This window comes from Nonomuraea sp. NPDC059194 (assembly GCF_042754765.1).
Classification (GTDB): domain Bacteria; phylum Actinomycetota; class Actinomycetes; order Streptosporangiales; family Streptosporangiaceae; genus Nonomuraea.
The window spans coordinates 434133-450587 of the sequence record NZ_JBHZBH010000001.1 but is presented as its reverse complement, the minus strand read 5'-3'; the positions used below and the strand labels follow the sequence as shown (position 1 = coordinate 450587).

Below are 16455 nucleotides of genomic sequence, written 5' to 3'. Positions count from 1 at the left end.
CGAGATTAGCCGGGGTTGACCGTCGGCGAGGTCACGAAAATCCGAAGTCCTGCGTCCACCACGGCCCGCCGGGCCCCGACACGACGCCGACGCCGACGGCGCGATAGCCGCAATGCAGGAGGTTACGGCGGTGCGCGGGGCTGTCCATCCAGCCGCGCACGGCCTCCTCCGCCGAGGAGTAGCCGCGGCCGATGTTCTCCGCCGCGCCGTCGCGGTAGCCGGCCCGTTCCATGCGCTTCCACGGCGAGGAGCCGTCGGGGGAGTCGTGGGCGAACAGGCCGGACTCGGCCATCTCCAGCGAGTGGGCGCGCGCCGAGGCGGTCAGCCGCCTGTCGACGCGCAGCGGGGCGCAGCCCTTGCGGGCGCGGGCGGCGTTGGTGAGCCTGACGGCCTGGGCGGCCAGGCCGGGGGAGATCTCCAGCAGCGGTGCGCCGAGCACGGTGGTGGGGTCGCCGGGCAGTTCGCCAGGCACCTCGGTCAGCTTCCTGCGCGCCTGCGCCGTGGGCTTGGGCGTCGGTGTGGTCTTGACCGTACGGCGGGGCCGGCTCTCCACCCGCGAACCCGGCTTCCTCGCCGACGGCGTGACCGACGGGGTCGGCGTGGCGGCCGGTGGCGCGGTGTTGTTGAGATAGACCTGGTCGGAGGCGTCGAGGCGGTCGACGGACAGCCTGCCGATGAGCACGCCGGCGAACAGGACCGCCAGCAGGCAGGCCAGCAGGCCCAGGAGGTTCCGGCGCCGTGGTCGGGGCTGGGGATGCCGGGTGTGAGGGGTCTGCCACATACCGCAGTCAACGATAGGGACGCGAGATATTGCCGGAGAAGGGGTTACAGCGAAACGAAACAGAACCGTGCCGCGGGTAGAGTGTGCGGCGGTGCTCTCCGCTCGTTTTGACCCAGGTCCGCGAGTGGCGGTAACCTAAGCGTTCGTTGTATGCGAGTCGGTCCGATCGTGACCGATGCGCGGCGCGTCCGGCGTCATCTCCCATCGGTTGGAGACGGAAGGTCCGGGCTGTCGTGCGCCCGCACCGACCGACCATAGAGCTGTCGCTTCCGACAGCGCCGAAGACGCGATTAAAGAAGGCTACGACCGTGCGCACGTACACACCGAAGCCCGCCGACGTCCAGCGTCAGTGGTACGTCATCGACGCTACTGACGTGGTGCTGGGCCGGCTGGCCAGCCACGTCGCGACTCTGCTCCGCGGTAAGCACAAGCCGATCTTCGCCAACCACGTCGACACCGGTGACTTCGTCATCGTCATCAACGCCGACAAGATTGCGCTGAGCGGCAACAAGCTCGAGCAGAAGAAGGCCTACCGCCACTCGGGCTACCCGGGCGGTCTGCGTTCCGTGACCTATGGCGAGCTGATGGAGAAGCGGCCCGACCGCGCCGTCGAGAAGGCCGTCAAGGGCATGCTCCCCAAGAACGCGCTCGGCCGGAAGATGGCCAAGAAGCTGAAGGTCTACGCCGGGTCTGAGCACCCGCACCAGGCCCAGAGCCCCGTGCCGTTCGAGATCACCCAGATCGCCCAGTAGTAGTTCGCGAAAGATTTAGAGGAGAACCGTGGCTGAGCCCACCGGTGTCGAGACGGCCGTGATCGAGGCCGAGCAGGAGGACTTCTCCACCGAGGAGTTCCCGTCCGAGTACACCACCGAGTCCGCTGCCAGCGCCGAAGCTCCCGTGCGCAAGCCCGTCACCACGGGCAACTCGTACGGCACCGGCCGCCGCAAGGAGGCGATCGCCCGCGTGCGCATCGTCCCCGGCACCGGCAAGTGGACGATCAACGGTCGTTCGCTTGAGACCTACTTCCCCAACAAGGTCCACCAGCAGATCGTCAACGAGCCCTTCGTGGTGCTCGGTGCCGAGGAGGCCTTCGACGTCATCGCCCGCATCGACGGCGGCGGCGTGACCGGCCAGGCCGGTGCCCTCCGCATGGGCCTGTCCCGCGCGCTGGCGATTCTCGACGTCGAGAACAACCGCCCGCCGCTGAAGAAGGCCGGCTTCCTCACCCGTGACGCCCGCGCCACGGAGCGGAAGAAGTACGGCCTCAAGAAGGCCCGCAAGGCTCCGCAGTACAGCAAGCGCTAAATTGGGGCGCCTTTTCGGCACCGACGGGGTACGTGGGGTCGCGGGTCGCGACCTCACGGCCGAGCTCGCCATGGACCTCTCGGTCGCGGCGGCTCACGTCCTCGGCGATGCAGGCGCTTTCGCCGCCACAGGCCACAAGAGGCCTGTGGCGGTCGTAGGCCGGGACCCCCGCGCTTCAGGTGAATTCCTGGAGGCCGCGGTGGTCGCCGGCCTTGCGTCGTCCGGGGTGGACGTGCTGCGTCTCGGCGTGCTGCCCACCCCCGCCGTCGCCCATCTGACGGCCGCGCTCGGCGCCGATCTCGGCGTCATGCTGTCGGCCTCCCACAATCCCGCGCCCGACAACGGCATCAAGTTCCTGGCCCGCGGCGGCTTCAAGCTGTCCGACACGGTCGAGGACGAGATCGAGCGCCGGCTCGGCGAGCGGTGGGAGCGCCCCGTCGGGGCGGGTGTCGGCCGCGTGCGCGAGGCGTACGGCGAGGCCGACCGCTACATCTCCCACCTGCTCGACACGCTCGACGGGCGGCTCGACGGGCTCCACATCGTCGTCGACTGCGCCAACGGCGCGGCCAGCGTGGTGGCGCCGGAGGCGCTGTTGCGCGCGGGCGCCCAGGTCGAGGCGATCGGCGCCAGGCCCGACGGGCTCAACATCAACGCGGGCTGCGGCTCCACTCATCTGGACAAGCTGCAGCAGGTCGTCATCTCGCGCGGCGCCGATCTCGGCATCGCCTACGACGGTGACGCCGACCGCTGCCTGGCGGTCGACCACACCGGCGCGGTGGTCGACGGCGACCAGATCATGGCGATCCTGGCGCTGGCCATGCACGCCGAGAAGCGGCTTGCCAAGAGCACCGTGGTCGCGACCGTGATGTCCAACCTCGGCTTCAGGCTGGCCATGCGTGAGGCGGGCATCGAGGTCGTCCAGACGGCGGTCGGCGACCGCTACGTGCTGGAGGCGATGAAGGCCGACGGCTTCACCCTCGGTGGCGAGCAGTCGGGTCACGTGATCCTGCTCGACCACGCCACGACGGGTGACGGGCTGCTGACCTCGCTGCACCTGCTGTCGGTGGTGGCCAGGTCGGGCAAGTCGCTGCGCGACCTCGCCGGGGTGATGACCGTGCTGCCGCAGATCCTCATCAACGTCAAGGACGTCGACAGGGGCAAGGCGGCCGCGCCGCAGCTGTCGGAGGCCGTCGCGGCGGCCGAGGCGGAGCTGGGCGAGACGGGGCGCGTCCTCATCAGGCCGAGCGGCACCGAGCCGATGATCAGGGTGATGGTCGAGGCGTCCTCGGAGGAGCAGGCCAGCAGGGTCGCGGGCCGCCTGGCCGACGTGGTCCGCACCGCCTGCGTCTGAGGTTTCCCACACAAGAGGGGTACGGCACGCTCGTGCCGTACCCCTCTTGTGTTCTACTCGTCGCCGGTCAGTGAGAAGGCGCGCAGCCGCCGGCCCGCCCACACCACCGCGCCGACCGTGACCACGATCAGCGCCGGGATCGCGAAGCTCAGCTTCACGTCCGTCGACAGGAACGGCGACGAGCTGATCTGGTCGGCGATCGACCTGGCCCACTGCTGGATCGAGAACTGCCTGACGCCCGACACCAGGTTGCCGATCAGCCCCTCCCACACCAGCGCGTAGATGATCCCGATGGTGACCGCGTGCTTGGTGACGACTCCCAGCAGCAGGAACACCGCCGCGTAGGCGATGCCGCCGCACAGCGCCCCCACCGTGAAGCCGCCGGCGATCCCCGACTCGCCGCCCACCAGCAGCCACGCCGACAGGAACGTCGGCACTCCCGCGAAGACGGCCAGCAGCGAGGCGGCCACGGCGAACTTGGTCTGGGCGATGACGGGGCGCGAGATCGGCTTGGACAGCAGGTGCAGCACGGTCCCGTCGTCGATCTCGGGGGCGATCACGCCGGTGCCGGCGATCAGGCCGAGCAGCGGCAGCATGGTCCCGATGGCGAAGCTCTGCATGAGCGTGACCGCCGACCGCTCGTCGGCGCTGCCGACCAGCCGCAGCAGCACCGCCATCGCCACCAGGGCGACAGGCAGCAGGATGAGCAGGAAGATGCGGCGGCGGCCGAGTACCGCGCGGTAGGTGATGCCCGCCACGACGCCGTTCATCAGGAGCTCCTTGTGATCAGGTAGGCGAAGACGCTCTCCAGGTCCTCGTCGGCGGGGGAGACCTGGAGCAGGTGGACGCCTTCGTGCCGGGCCACGCGCGGCAGCAGCCAGGTGAAGCGGCGGAACTCCGCCGCCTGGACCTCGAGGCCGTTGGGGGTGAGCGTCACGCCCGCCGCCGACCTGTCGACGATGAGCGCGGCGGCCAGCTTCCTGTCGTCGCTCGACCGGATCCTGAACAGGTGCGGCCGGTCGGTCATCAGGCGGCGGATCTCGCGGAAGTCGCCCGAGGCGGCGTGCCGTCCGGCGACGACGACCTCGATGTGCTGGGCGACGCGCTCGACCTCCTCCAGGATGTGCGAGCTGAACAGGATCGTCTTGCCCGCCGCGCCCATGGTGGTGATGAGGTCCATGAGCTGGAGCCGCTGGCGGGGGTCCATGCCGTTGAACGGCTCGTCGAGCAGCAGCACCTGCGGGTCGTGGACGAGGGCGGCGGCGACCTTGACGCGCTGCTTCATGCCTTTGGAGTACGTCTCGACGCGGCGGTCCTTGGCCGGCTCCATCTCGACCATGGCCAGGGCCTTGGTGGCGGCGTCCTCGGGCGCGGCCAGGCCGTGCAGCTTGGCCGCCGAGAGCACGAACTGCCACCCGGTGAGGAAGCCGTAGATGCCCTCACGCTCGGGGACCAGGCCGATGTGGCGGTAGATGTGGTGGTTCTTCCAGGTCCTGTCGCCGTCGAGGGTAACCGTGCCGCCCGAGGGGGCCAGGAACCCGGCCATCATGTGCAGCAGCGTCGACTTGCCCGCGCCGTTCGGGCCGAGCAGGCCGGTGACGCCGGGGCCGATGGTCATGGTGATGTCGTTGACGGCCACCACGTTGCCGTACCAACGCGAGGCCTGGGCGAGCTCGATCTTCACCGGGAGGCCGCCTTCCGGTAGCGGAGGATGAAGGCCGCCATGCTCAGCGCGATGAGCCCGACGACCGCAAGCGCGGCGACGGCGCCGGGTGGGTAGGCGGAACCGGCGGCGGGCGCGGTGCCGAACAGCCACGACTGCACCACGTCGACGAGGAAGAACGGGTTGATCAGCCACGCCCACTCGGCCAGGTCGCCGCGGCCGAGCGACTCGAAGGCGCTGAACAGCGCGCTCTGTACGGCCGCGGCGAGCAGGTAGACGGCGATGACGGAGGCGACGCCGAGGCCGCGGCGCGGCGTGAAGGAGGCCAGCGCGAGCCCGAACGTGGACAGCAGCAGCGCCAGCACCAGCGCCGTGACCACGGCCGCGACGTACTCCTTGGTCTGCGGGGGCCCCGGCGGGTCGACGAGCAGCTCGCCGGCGAACATCACCGTCAGCGGGATGGCGACCAGCGCGAACAGCGCGACGGTCATCGCCACCACCTTGGCCGCGACGTAGTCGAGGGAGGAGATGGGCCGCGACAGGTACAGCGGCAGCACCTTGAACCGCAGGTCGGGCGCGGTGATCGTGGGTGACTGCGAGGCCAGGAAGATGGCGATCACCGGTTGCATGAGGACGGCGAAGCCGGTGTAGCCGACGTCGCTGCGGCCCACCGTCGCCATCAGCGCGATCGAGACCACCGGCAGCAGGAACATGGACCCCGCCAGCAGGAACGGCATGAGCTTGCTGCGCGCCCTGCGGCCGAGGCCGAAGACGCTGCGCAGGTTCTGGACGATCAGCGCGCGTACGGCATGGGCCCTGCCGAGCCGTACCCCTTCGTAGTGGCGGTAGCCGATGTCGTAGATCTCAGACACGGAACACGTCCTCGATTCGCTGCCTGCCCTGTTCGAGCCGGATGAGGCACAGGTCGAGCTCGGACACCGCGTCGCGGATGGAGTCGTAGGTCTCCGGGCCGCTGACGTGGACCAGCAGGCCGCGACCGTGCGCGGTGACGGACTGCCCGAGCTCGGCGAGCCTGGCGGCCAGCGGCTCGGCGCCCTCCTCGACCTCGACGGTGAGGGTCTGGGTCGCCTGGGTGAACTCGGTGATGGCGCTGGAGCGCAGCAGCCGGCCGCCGTCGATGACGATGACGTGGTCGCAGACGCGTTCGAGCTCGCCGAGCAGGTGGGAGGTGACCAGGACGCTGATGCCGAACTCGGCGCCGATGCGCCTGATCAGGGTGAGCATCTCGTCGCGGCCCCGCGGGTCGAGCCCGTTGGTCGGCTCGTCGAGGAAGACCAGCTTGGGGTCGTGGACGAGCGCCTGGGCGAGCTTGACGCGCTGCTTCATGCCGGTGGAGTAGCCGCCGATGGCGCGGTAGCGCTCCTCGTACAGGCCAACGTGGCGCAGCACGTCGGCCGCGCGTTCGCGGGCGGCGGTGCGCGGCAGGCCGGAGATCTGCGCGAGGTGGACGACCAGCTCGGTGGCGGACACGTCGGGCGGCAGGCAGTCGTGTTCGGGCATGTAGCCGACGAGCGTGCGGATCTGCGGGCCCTGGGTGACCACGTCGAGCCCGAGGACCTGGGCGCTGCCCGCCGTGGGCGGCAGCAGGCCGAGCAGGATCTTGATCAGCGTCGACTTGCCCGCCCCGTTGGCACCTACCAGGCCCGTGACGCCGGGCTCGACCGTGATGGACAACTGGTCCAGCGCGGTCACCGTCGGGAAGCGTTCGGTCAGCCCCTCGGTCGCGAGGATGTGCATGATCCGGACACTACCCGCGCGAGGCCTGCGACAGCCTCGTTCGCGAGGACGAACCGGGGCTCATCCCCTGGGGCCAGATCAGCCGCTGGACGCACAGCACGGCCGTACCGGAGATGACCATGCCCGCGATGTTGACGGCCAGTTGCAGCGCCGATCCGCCGACCTCCGGCCAGTTGCCGAGGGCCAGGGCGACGGCCGCGTAGCCGGCCGCGGGGATCGTCGTGACGGAGATGAAGACGCCGACCAGCGCCGACGACTTGCCCGCGGTGACCGACAGCACGCCCGCCGCGCCCGCCAGCAGCGCGACGATGAAGGACCAGCGGTCGGGTTTGACGATGAACTGGACCTCCTCGTGGCCGACGCCGAGGGATTTCGCGTCGATCCAGCCGAGCCCCCTGGAGACGAGGGCGCAGGCGAAGGTGATGGCGATCGCGACGGCGAAGCCGATGGCGAGCGTGGAGACGGCCCTGCCGACCAGGTGCCATCGTCGGGTGAGCAGGCCGAAGCAGGCGGCGGCGATGGCGCCGAACTCGGGGCCGAGGACCATCGCGCCGACGATGAGCACGAGCGAGTTCGTCACGACGCCGATGCCGGCGAGCTGGGTGGCGATCGCGATGAAGACGAGGTAGGCCCAGGTGAGCCGCAGGTCGTCGTCGACGCGCTGGGCCAGCGCCGCCCACACCACGGCGTCGTCGCCCTCGCCCGGCGCCTCCGCCTCGGCCTGCTCGGCGGCCCGCGAGAGCGACAGGTCGATGTCCTCGACGGCGATCGAGCCCTCCTGCGCCAGCCAGCCGACACGGTCGATGACCTCGTTGGCGGCCTCGCGCGCCATGTCGCAGAGGATCAGGTCGCCTTCGGGCACGCGGGCCGCCCCGGCCAGGACGACGAGGTTGGTGACCCCCGTGCAGCCCTCCAGAACGTCGATCACCTCGTGGGTGCGGCCGGGAGGGCTGATGAGTCGCAGATGCAGCACGCGGCCCATTGTCGTCCATCGGATGTTGATAGGGCGTTGACCGTGCTCGGACAGGCTGCCGTCCATGATGATCAGCTGTCACGAGGAAGGCGAGCCGTGCTGGTTCGCCGACGTCGACGATCTGGGGTGTCAGGGGCGGTTCGCCGTCTACGTGATGGCGGAGGCCGGCGTCAGGTTCGGCGCAGCCGTACCCGCTTGATGGCGTGGTCGGGGCCCTTCCTGAGCACCAGGCCCGCCCGGCCGCGGGTGGGCAGGATGTTCTCGACGAGGTTGCGTTCGTTGATGTCGCGCCACACGTTCTTGGCGAACGCGGTGGCCTCCTCCTCCGAGAGCTCGGCGATGTACTTGAAGTAGGACTTCGGGTCCTCGAAGGCGGTACGGCGCAGCTGGTGGAAGCGCTGGACGTACCAGTTGCGGATGTCCTCGACCTTGGCGTCGACGTAGATGGAGAAGTCGAAGTAGTCGTTGACGGCGAGCGCGGCGGGTGGGGCGGGCTGCAGGACGTTGAGGCCCTCGATGATGAGGATGTCCGGCTTTTTCACGACCTGGGTGGCGCCGGGGACGATGTCGTACTCCAGGTGGGAGTACACGGGGGCGTGCGCCTCGGCCGCGCCCGCCTTGACCTCGGCGACGAACCGGACCAGGGCGCGGCGGTCGTAGCTCTCGGGGAAGCCCTTGCGCTGCATGATCCCCCTGGCCTCCAGCACCGCGTTGGGGTAGAGGAAGCTGTCGGTGGTGATCAGCGCGACCTGGGGATGTTCGGGCCAGCGCGCCAGGAGCGTCCTGAGCAGCCGCGCCGTGGTCGACTTGCCGACCGCGACGCTTCCCGCGATGCCCAGGATGTACGGCACGCGCTGCTCCTCGTTGCCGAGGAAGGCGCTCAGCACGCTGCTGCGCTGCTTGGACCCGGTGAAGTGGAGGTTCAGCAACCGGGTCAGGGGGAGGTAGATGTCGGTGACCTCGGCGAGATCGATCGGATCGTCGACGCCACGGAGGTCTTCCAGCTCGTCTGCGGTGAGAGTCAAGGGCGTGTTCTTGCGGAGCTCGCTCCACTGCTCCCTGCTCAGGTCCACGTAGCCGTTGTTCACCCTGAAAGCCTATTGACCGGCAAACCTTGGTTGGTTCGTGGGTGTAGTTGGCGACATCTGACATTGGGATCTTCCCCGCCCCCGGCTTACGGTGACGACACCATCGCCAAGGAGGACCGCATGGATCGTCGTCGTTTCCTCGCAGGAGCCGCGGGCGTCACGGCCGCAGGGGTCGCGGGGCCGTTCACGGGAGTCGCGGGCGCCGGTGTCAACGGCGCCCTGCGGCCGGGAGGCGGCTACGGGCCGCTCAGGCCGATCGAGGACGAGCGGGACGGACAGGTCAGGCTGCACCTGCCCGACGGCTTCAGGTACCGCTCGTTCAACGAGGCGGGCGAGCAGTTCACCGACGGCACGGTGACGCCGTCGCGCCACGACGGCATGGCCGCCTTCCGCGGCCGGGCGGGCACCACGATCCTGGTGCGCAACCACGAGGTCAACGGGCCCGTGGGCGCGTTCGGCGACGTGTCGAAGGCTTATGACCCCGCCGCCGGCGGCGGCACCGCGACGTTGCAGGTGACCAGGTACGGCGAGGTGTTACGGAGCGGCCCCTCGCTCACCGGCACCCAGATGAACTGCTCGGGCGGGCCGATGCCGTGGGGGTCGTGGGTGACCTGCGAGGAGACGGTCAACGGCCCCGACGTGGGCAACGACTTCACCGGCGCGGACAACACGCTGCTGAAGCAGAAGCACGGCTACATCTTCGAGGTGCCGATCCACGGTCAGGCCGAAGCCCGGCCGATCAGGTCGGCCGGCAGGTTCGCGCACGAGTCGGCGGCCTTCGACGCGCTGAGCGGCGCCGTCTACCTGACGGAGGACAACTTCGCGTTCGCGTCGGGCTTCTACCGGTACGTGCCGCCGAAGAACCCGCTCAGGGCGGGACGCATCCTCGACGGCGGGCGGCTGCAGATGCTGGCCGTCAAGGGCGAGCCGAACAAGGACCTGTCGCTCGGCCAGCCGCGAGGGGCGTCCTACGCGGTGACGTGGGTGGACATCGACGACCCCGACCCCACCTTCACCGGCCGTCCGGCCAACGACGTGGCGATCCAGGCCGTCGGAAAGCAGGGGCGGGCCAAGGGCGCGGCGATCTTCTCCCGCCTGGAAGGGGCGATCCACCATCACGGGGTGATCTACTTCGTCTCCACGCAGGGCGGCGCGACCGCCCAGGGCGACACGCCGCCGTCCGGGTTCGGCAAGGGACGGGGCCAGGTGTGGGCCTACGAGACGTGGAGCGAGCGGCTGCGCCTGGTCTACGAGTCGCCGGGCTCGATGGTGCTCGACCTGCCCGACAACATCACCACCAGCGCCAGGGGCACGCTCGTGCTGTGCGAGGACGGCGGCGCCGACAACTACCTGCGGGGGCTGACTCGGCGCGGCGAGATCTTCGACTTCGCGCGGCTCGCGCCCGTCCCAGGTGACGCGGGCGCCGAGTTCGCCGGATCCACCTTCGGCCCCGGACGGCGGACGCTGTACGTCAACGTGCAGTCGGTCAAGGGGCTGACGTTCGCCATCTGGGGTCCGTGGCACAAGGGAGGCTTCTGACCATCTACTAACAGGAAACCTGCTCGCCGGACTGCCACTCCACTGTCGTGCCTGGTTAGGGCCGTAGTGGCAGTCCACTTGGCACGTTTCCCATTAGTACGCTGGGTGAATGATTCTGGGCATCGGGGTGGACGTCGTCGACGTGGCCAGGTTCGAGGCGACCATGGCGCGCACGCCCGGGCTGCGCTCCCGGCTGTTCACCGAGACGGAGCGCACGCTCGGGCCGCAGTCGCTGGCGGCCAGGTTCGCGGCCAAGGAAGCCGTCGCCAAGGCGCTCGGCGCGCCGCCCGGCCTCAGCCACCTCGACGCCGAGATCCGCACCGGCGACCACGGCAAGCCCGAGCTGCACATCAGCGGCCAGGCCGCCGAGGTCGCCTACGGCCTCGGCGTCAAGCGATGGCACGTCTCGCTCACCCACGACGCGGGTATCGCCCTGGCCTACGTGATCGCCGAGGGTTAGGTTCTGACACGTGCGCACCGCCTACACCGCCGACCAGATCAGGGCAGCCGAGCTCGCGCTGATGGCCACGCTCCCCGAGGGCACGCTGATGCAGCGCGCGGCCAGCGGCCTGGCCGCCGTCTGCGCGACCCTGCTCGGCAGGGTGTACGGCTCGCGCGTGCTGCTGCTCGTCGGCAGCGGCGACAACGGCGGCGACGCCCTCTACGCGGGCGAACGGCTGGCCCGCCGCGGCGCCAGGGTCGAGGCGATCCTCGCCGGGTCGAAGACGCACGCCGAGGGCCTGGCCGCCTTCCTCGCGGCGGGCGGCAGGATCGCCGACGAGGTGGGGACGCCCGACCTCGTCGTCGACGGGCTTGTGGGCATCGGCGCGTCGGGGGCGCTGCGCGAGCCGTACGCGTCGCTGGTGGCCGAGGCCAACGCCGTTGACGCGCTCGTGGTCGCGGTCGACGTGCCCAGCGGCGTCGACTCCAGCACCGGCCGGGTCGCGGGCGTGGCCGTCGAGGCGCACATCACGGTGACGATGGGCGCCTGCAAGACCGGGCTGCTCGTCGACCCGGGCGCCTCCCGCGTCGGCGCGCTCGAAGTGATCGACATCGGTCTCGGCCCCTACCTGCCCGACCCCGACGTGGCCGCGCTGACCGCCGAGGACGTCGACAGCCTGCTGCCCAGGCCGGGCGCGGAATCCGACAAGTACCGCAGGGGCGTGGTCGGCATCGCCGCCGGCAGCGACCGCTACACCGGCGCGGCGGTGCTGTCCGTCGGCGGGGCGCTGCGGGCGGGCGCGGGCATGGTCCGCTACGTCGGTACGGCCCCGCCGGTCCAGCAGGTGCGCGCGCACTGGCCCGAGGCGATCATCACGGAGCTGGACCACCCGTCGATCGGCGACGTCGGACGGGTCCAGGCCTGGGTGGCAGGGCCTGGGCTCGGCACCGGCGAGTGGGCGCACGAACTACTCGCTGGCGTGCTGGCCACCGACGTGCCCGTGCTGCTCGACGCCGACGCGCTCACCATCGTGGCGCGGGATCGCGGGCTGCTGCGCCGTACCGCGCCGGTGCTGGTCACCCCGCACGCGGGCGAGCTGGGGCGGCTGCTCGGCGTGCCGAGCGACAGGGTGGAGGCGAGCAGGCTCGAACACGCGCGCAGAGCGGCGGCCGAGCTCGGGGTGACGGTGCTGCTCAAGGGGTCGACGACGGTGATCGCCGAGGAGGACAGGCCGGTCAGGGTCAACCAGACGGGAACGTCGTGGCTGGCCACGGGCGGCACCGGCGACGTGCTGTCAGGCATCGCGGGGGCGTTGCTGGCGGCCGGGCTCACGGCGTATGACGCGGGCGCGTGCGCGGCCTTCCTGCACGGGCTCGCGGGGCGGCTGGCCGCCGACGGCGCGCCGCTGACCGCGGCCGACGTGGCCGCGGCCGTGCCCGCGGCCATCCGATCTCTCAGCGGATCTCTCGGCGGCGATTCACGCTCGGCCGCTCGTCGGAGCTGACAAACTGGGGTCATGAGCTTCCGTGAGGCGACGCCCGCTCAGGCGCGGGTCGACCTGGCCGCCATCAGGCGAAACGTCGAGCTGCTCAAGGAGCGGGCGCCGAGCGCGGAGCTGATGGGCGCGGTCAAGGCCGACGGCTACGGCCACGGTCTGGTGCCGGTGTCGAAGGCCGTCGTCGAGGGCGGGGCGAGCAGGCTCGGCACCGCCTACGTCAGGGAGGCCCTCGCGCTGCGCGCGGCCGGGATCGACGTGCCGGTGCTGTCGTGGATCCTCACGCCAGGCGAGCCGCTCGACGAGGCGCTGCTGGCCGACGTCGAGCTGTCGGCCTCGGCCGAGGTCCGGCTGGCGGAGATCGCCGCGGCGGCCCGCCGTACGGGAAGGACCGCCAGGACCCATCTCGAGGCCGACACGGGCATGAGCAGGGGAGGGGCGCCCCTGGCCGCCTGGCCGGGGCTGCTGGCCGCGGCGGCCCGGCTGCAGGCGGAGGGCGCGATCGAGGTCGTCGGCGTGTGGTCCCACTTCGCCTGCTCGGACATCCCCGGGCACGGCTCCGTCGACCTGCAGATCGACGCCTACGAGAGCGCGCTGAAGCTCGCCGAGCAGGCGGGCGTCTGCGGCTCCCACGTGATCAGACACCTCGCCAACTCGGCGGCGATCGTGTCGCTGCCCCGCACCCACTACGACCTGGTCAGGGCGGGCATCGCGATGTACGGCCTGAGCCCCATCCCCGAGCAGGGCGACTTCGGCCTGCGGCAGGCGATGACGCTGGTGGCGCGGATCGCGCTGGCCAAGCGGGTGCCCGAGGGCGCAGGCGTCTCCTACGGCCACCTCTACACCACCTCGTGCGAGTCGACGCTCGGCCTGGTGCCGCTCGGCTACGCCGACGGTATCCTCAGGCACGCGACGGGCCGCGCCGAGGTCATGGCGGGCGGCCGACGCAGGCAGATCGTCGGCAGGGTGTGCATGGACCAGTTCATGATCGACGTGGGCGACGACCCACTGTCGGACGGCGACGAGGTGGTCCTGTTCGGCCCCGGCGACCAGGGCGAACCGACCTGTCAGGAATGGGCCGACAATCTCGGCACGATCACACATGAGATCGTGACCAGGCTGGGCGCCAGGGTGCCGAGGGTCTACGAGGGAGCGGGCAAATGACGACCACCACGCGCAGGAAGGTCGGCATCGCGGGTGCGATCGTCGGCGCGGCCTCCGCGGGCGTGGCCGCCGTGGCGCTGGCCAAGCGCTACGCGGTCGGCCGCATCAGGCTGCGCCCCGACCCTGAGGCCGACGAGCCGTTCGGCGAGCTGAAGGGCAGGGACCGCACGCTCACCACCTCCGACGGGGTGGCGCTCCACATCGAGATCGACGGCCCCGACGACGCGCCGGTGACGATCGTGTTCTGCCACGGCTACACCCACAACAACGACTCCTGGCACTACCAGCGCCGCGACCTGCGCGACACCTACCGGATCGTGCTGTGGGACCAGCGCTCCCACGGCCTGTCCCAGCGCACCGAAGACCAGGACGCCTCGATCGAACGGCTCGGCGAAGACCTGTACGAGGTGCTGGAGGCGTTCGTGCCAGGGCCGTGCGTCCTGGTCGGCCACTCGATGGGCGGCATGACGATCATGGCGCTCGCCGACAGCCACCCTGAGCTGTTCGGTGACAAGATCAAGGGTGTGGCGCTGATCTCCACCAGCGCCGGAAAGCTGGCCGAGATCACCCTCGGCCTGCCCGCCCTGCTGGCCAAGGGCCTGCACAAGGTGGCGCCCGCGACGGTCTCCATCCTGGGCATGGGCGGCTCGCTGGTCGACAGGACCCGCCACGCCGGCAACGACGTGGCCTTCCTGGTGCTGCGCCACTTCGGGTTCGGCGACTCCAAGAACGTCAGCCCCACCCTCGTCGACTTCGTCGAATCGATGATCCGCTCGACGCCGATCGAGGTGATCGCCGACTTCTACCCGGCGCTGATGAACCACGACAAACTGTCGGCGCTGCACGTCCTCGACGACGTGCCGACCGCGATCATGGTCGGCGAGAAAGACTGGCTGACGCCGCCCGAGCACAGCAGGGCGATCGCCGCGGCGCTGCCCAAGGCGCAGCTCACCGAGGTGCCGGAGACCTCCCACCTCGTCCAGCTGGAGCGCCCGAACGTGGTCAACGACGCCCTGCGCGACCTGGTGAAGAGGGTGGAACTGTGACTGTCGTCGCGACGGCCGAGGAGATGCGCGCACTCGGCGTACGGCTGGCCGCCGGGCTGCGGGGCGGTGACCTGATCATCCTGTCCGGGCCGCTCGGCGCCGGCAAGACCACGCTGGTGCAGGGCATCGCCGAAGGCCTCAAGGTGCGCGGCCCGATCACCTCGCCCACCTTCGTCATCGCCCGCGTCCACCCCTCCCTCGTCGACGGGCCGCCGCTCGTCCACGCCGACGCCTACCGCCTCGGCGGCGATCTCGAGGTCGACGACCTCGACCTCGACGCCTCGCTGGAGGAGTCGGTGACGATCGTGGAATGGGGCGAGGGGCTGGTCGAGGGGCTGTCCGAGGAGCGGCTCGAAGTCCATATCGACAGATCAGACGGTGACGACGCGCGCACCGTCACCGTGCGGGGAGTGGGCGCGCGCTGGGCCGACACGCCGTCTGATCCCGCCTAACAGACAAATCTTCGCCAACCTCCAGTCAAGCCTGAGATCATTTCCTTATGGGTTCCCCCAGATTTTCTGGGTATCAGGTGGGGGATGCTGGTGGAAACGGCGAAGTGGGGTGCGGCGGTGCTCACCATCAGGCGAGTCGCGTGCATGGGGGCCTTCCTCATGTTAGGCGTGGCGGGATGCTCGGCCTCGGCGCAGACGGCGACGCCGTCGGGCACCGCGACCACGACCGCCACCTCCACAGCCACCACCACCGCTCCCGCCACCGCGACGGCTCCCGCCACCAGGCAGAACATCGACGTACGGCTCAACCCTGACAAGGTGACCGCCGGCGACACCTCCACGGTGTGGATCCTGGCCAACTGCCCCGTGCCGACCGACGGCCCCGAGCACAGCGGCACCGCCACCTCCAAGGCGTTCCTGGCCGCGGTCCCGCTCGACCCCGTCCCGCCGCCCACGCCGACCGCCACGCCCGGCACCACCGCCACCCCCGCCCCCGTGCCGTGGGTGCGCGGCGACGCCCAGATCTCCGGCACCGTCAAGCGCGGCAGCTATCCCGTGAACGTCAAGTGCGACGGCACCAACGACACCGGCAAGGCCACGCTGCGCGTGGTCGCCGCGGGCCCCACCGACGAGCCGACCTCCACCGGGACCGCCGTGCCCACCAAGGCGCCCGGCGCGGGCGGCGGCGGCACGTTCGCCAAGGACGGGGCCGACGAGTCGGGCATCCCGCTCGGCCCGGCAGGGGTGCTGCTCGGCCTGGCTCTGGCCGCCGGTCTCGGCCTGGCGCTACGGCGCCGCCGCGGCTGACAGATGGCCCGGTTCTCACGGGTGATCCTCGCGGGGGCAGCCACCGGCCTCGTGCTGGTCGCCTTCGGCAAGACCCTGCAGGTACGGCAGGAGGAAGCGGCGCCCTCGTCCGTCGTGCCCGAGAGCATCGAGGTCCCGGCCATCGATCTCGACGCGCCGTTGATGAAGCTCGGGCTGACCAAGGGCGGCGAGGTGGAGCTTCCGCCGTACGAGAAGCCGAAGGTCGCGGGGTGGTTCAAGCACAGCGCGGTGCCCGGCGAGAAGGGCGCCTCGGTGATCATCGGGCACGTCGACACCAAGACGGCGCCCGCGGTGTTCTACAAGCTCAGGCAGCTGCGCAAAGGGCAGTTGGTCAAGGTGTCGCGCAGCGACGGGAAGGTCGCCGAGTACCGGGTCGAGTCGGTGGAGCAGGTCGACAAGGACCGCTTCCCCGCCCAGCGCGTCTACACCGAGGCGGGGCTGCGGCTCGTCACGTGCGGGGGGAACTTCGACTTCGCCAGGCACGAGTACGAGGACAACATCATCGTCTACGCCTCGCCGGTGAAGCTCGCCTGAGGAAAACCGCTTGCGGGCGTCGAGAGGATGAGGGGC

At 70.6% G+C, this 16455-nt stretch carries 19 protein-coding genes; 12 read left to right on the top strand and 7 right to left on the bottom strand.

The features are described from left to right. Positions 1-31 precede the first annotated feature (31 nt). Positions 32-781: a CAP domain-containing protein gene (locus ACFXJ8_RS02120; protein ID WP_379641949.1), complete on the bottom strand. Its 750-nt coding sequence runs from the start codon at positions 779-781 to the stop codon at positions 32-34. Positions 782-1089: 308 nt separating this feature from the next. On the opposite strand from ACFXJ8_RS02120, the gene rplM reads away from it, so the two are divergent. Genes rplM through glmM form a run of 3 tightly spaced genes read left to right on the top strand, consistent with a single transcriptional unit; the run spans position 1090 to position 3437 of the window. Beyond that, positions 1090-1533, top strand: coding sequence for a 50S ribosomal protein L13 (rplM, locus tag ACFXJ8_RS02115; RefSeq protein ID WP_379641948.1), 444 nt, complete (start codon positions 1090-1092; stop codon positions 1531-1533). Between the two features lie 28 nt (positions 1534-1561). Then, positions 1562-2086 (top strand): 30S ribosomal protein S9, encoded by a 525-nt coding sequence (gene rpsI / locus ACFXJ8_RS02110; RefSeq protein WP_379641947.1) that lies wholly within the window; start codon positions 1562-1564, stop codon positions 2084-2086. Between the two features lies 1 nt (position 2087). After that, positions 2088-3437, top strand: coding sequence for a phosphoglucosamine mutase (glmM, locus tag ACFXJ8_RS02105; protein ID WP_379641946.1), 1350 nt, complete (start codon positions 2088-2090; stop codon positions 3435-3437). A 53-nt stretch (positions 3438-3490) separates the two neighbouring features. On the opposite strand, the gene ACFXJ8_RS02100 is transcribed toward glmM, so the two are convergent. From ACFXJ8_RS02100 to ACFXJ8_RS02080, 5 genes are read right to left on the bottom strand one after another with little or no spacing between them, the layout of a single operon-like run. Continuing rightward, positions 3491-4207 (bottom strand): ABC transporter permease, encoded by a 717-nt coding sequence (locus ACFXJ8_RS02100; RefSeq protein WP_379641945.1) that lies wholly within the window; start codon positions 4205-4207, stop codon positions 3491-3493. Next, positions 4207-5121 carry an ABC transporter ATP-binding protein gene (locus tag ACFXJ8_RS02095; protein ID WP_379641944.1) on the bottom strand — a complete coding sequence of 305 codons (915 nt, stop codon included), beginning with the start codon at positions 5119-5121 and terminating at the stop codon, positions 4207-4209. The genes ACFXJ8_RS02100 and ACFXJ8_RS02095 overlap by 1 nt, the downstream gene beginning before the upstream one ends. Then, complete coding sequence (locus ACFXJ8_RS02090) at positions 5118-5972, bottom strand: ABC transporter permease (protein ID WP_379641943.1); 855 nt, start codon at positions 5970-5972, stop codon at positions 5118-5120. Before ACFXJ8_RS02090 ends, ACFXJ8_RS02095 begins: the two co-directional genes overlap by 4 nt. Then, a complete protein-coding gene (locus ACFXJ8_RS02085) occupies positions 5965-6858 on the bottom strand; it encodes an ABC transporter ATP-binding protein (protein WP_379641942.1) in 894 nt (297 codons plus the stop codon). The genes ACFXJ8_RS02090 and ACFXJ8_RS02085 overlap by 8 nt, the downstream gene beginning before the upstream one ends. Before the next feature lie 10 nt (positions 6859-6868). Continuing rightward, a complete protein-coding gene (locus ACFXJ8_RS02080) occupies positions 6869-7831 on the bottom strand; it encodes a DUF389 domain-containing protein (protein WP_379641941.1) in 963 nt (320 codons plus the stop codon). 64 nt (positions 7832-7895) lie between these two features. On the opposite strand from ACFXJ8_RS02080, the gene ACFXJ8_RS02075 reads away from it, so the two are divergent. After that, positions 7896-8030, top strand: a complete 135-nt coding sequence (locus ACFXJ8_RS02075; RefSeq protein ID WP_379641940.1) for a hypothetical protein — start codon at positions 7896-7898, stop codon at positions 8028-8030. Here ACFXJ8_RS02075 and coaA read toward each other — a convergent pair. Then, positions 8002-8904, bottom strand: a complete 903-nt coding sequence (coaA, locus tag ACFXJ8_RS02070; protein WP_379642061.1) for a type I pantothenate kinase — start codon at positions 8902-8904, stop codon at positions 8002-8004. The genes ACFXJ8_RS02075 and coaA overlap by 29 nt on opposite strands. Before the next feature lie 135 nt (positions 8905-9039). On the opposite strand from coaA, the gene ACFXJ8_RS02065 reads away from it, so the two are divergent. The 8 genes from ACFXJ8_RS02065 (at position 9040) to ACFXJ8_RS02030 (ending at position 16419) form a co-directional block, all read left to right on the top strand. Continuing rightward, positions 9040-10458 (top strand): alkaline phosphatase PhoX, encoded by a 1419-nt coding sequence (locus tag ACFXJ8_RS02065; RefSeq protein ID WP_379641939.1) that lies wholly within the window; start codon positions 9040-9042, stop codon positions 10456-10458. Positions 10459-10567: 109 nt separating this feature from the next. Further along, positions 10568-10918, top strand: coding sequence for a holo-ACP synthase (locus tag ACFXJ8_RS02060; RefSeq protein ID WP_379641938.1), 351 nt, complete (start codon positions 10568-10570; stop codon positions 10916-10918). A gap of 10 nt (positions 10919-10928) precedes the next feature. After that, a complete protein-coding gene (locus ACFXJ8_RS02055; RefSeq protein ID WP_379641937.1) occupies positions 10929-12404 on the top strand; it encodes an NAD(P)H-hydrate dehydratase in 1476 nt (491 codons plus the stop codon). Between the two features lie 12 nt (positions 12405-12416). Beyond that, positions 12417-13559, top strand: coding sequence for an alanine racemase (gene alr, locus ACFXJ8_RS02050; RefSeq protein WP_379641936.1), 1143 nt, complete (start codon positions 12417-12419; stop codon positions 13557-13559). Next, positions 13556-14605, top strand: coding sequence for an alpha/beta fold hydrolase (locus ACFXJ8_RS02045; RefSeq protein ID WP_379641935.1), 1050 nt, complete (start codon positions 13556-13558; stop codon positions 14603-14605). The genes alr and ACFXJ8_RS02045 overlap by 4 nt, the downstream gene beginning before the upstream one ends. Continuing rightward, positions 14602-15057, top strand: coding sequence for a tRNA (adenosine(37)-N6)-threonylcarbamoyltransferase complex ATPase subunit type 1 TsaE (gene tsaE, locus ACFXJ8_RS02040; protein ID WP_379641934.1), 456 nt, complete (start codon positions 14602-14604; stop codon positions 15055-15057). The genes ACFXJ8_RS02045 and tsaE overlap by 4 nt, the downstream gene beginning before the upstream one ends. 84 nt (positions 15058-15141) lie before the next feature. After that, the gene (locus ACFXJ8_RS02035) at positions 15142-15864 is read left to right on the top strand and encodes a hypothetical protein (RefSeq protein ID WP_379641933.1); all 723 of its coding nucleotides are present in this window, start codon (positions 15142-15144) and stop codon (positions 15862-15864) included. A 3-nt stretch (positions 15865-15867) separates the two neighbouring features. After that, positions 15868-16419, top strand: coding sequence for a class F sortase (locus tag ACFXJ8_RS02030; RefSeq protein ID WP_379641932.1), 552 nt, complete (start codon positions 15868-15870; stop codon positions 16417-16419). Positions 16420-16455: the final 36 nt, after the last annotated feature.

Excerpts from the sequence above, each read along its gene's own strand:
- ACFXJ8_RS02120 (WP_379641949.1), bottom strand. The coding sequence starts at position 781 with ATGTGGCAGACCCCTCACACCCGGCATCCCCAGCCCCGACCACGGCGC.
- ACFXJ8_RS02100 (WP_379641945.1), bottom strand. The coding sequence starts at position 4,207 with ATGAACGGCGTCGTGGCGGGCATCACCTACCGCGCGGTACTCGGCCGC.
- ACFXJ8_RS02085 (WP_379641942.1), bottom strand. The coding sequence starts at position 6,858 with ATGCACATCCTCGCGACCGAGGGGCTGACCGAACGCTTCCCGACGGTG.
- ACFXJ8_RS02075 (WP_379641940.1), top strand. The coding sequence starts at position 7,896 with ATGATGATCAGCTGTCACGAGGAAGGCGAGCCGTGCTGGTTCGCCGAC.
- ACFXJ8_RS02065 (WP_379641939.1), top strand. The coding sequence starts at position 9,040 with ATGGATCGTCGTCGTTTCCTCGCAGGAGCCGCGGGCGTCACGGCCGCA.
- ACFXJ8_RS02060 (WP_379641938.1), top strand. The coding sequence starts at position 10,568 with ATGATTCTGGGCATCGGGGTGGACGTCGTCGACGTGGCCAGGTTCGAG.
- alr (WP_379641936.1), top strand. The coding sequence starts at position 12,417 with ATGAGCTTCCGTGAGGCGACGCCCGCTCAGGCGCGGGTCGACCTGGCC.
- ACFXJ8_RS02045 (WP_379641935.1), top strand. The coding sequence starts at position 13,556 with ATGACGACCACCACGCGCAGGAAGGTCGGCATCGCGGGTGCGATCGTC.
- ACFXJ8_RS02035 (WP_379641933.1), top strand. The coding sequence starts at position 15,142 with ATGCTGGTGGAAACGGCGAAGTGGGGTGCGGCGGTGCTCACCATCAGG.
- ACFXJ8_RS02030 (WP_379641932.1), top strand. The coding sequence starts at position 15,868 with ATGGCCCGGTTCTCACGGGTGATCCTCGCGGGGGCAGCCACCGGCCTC.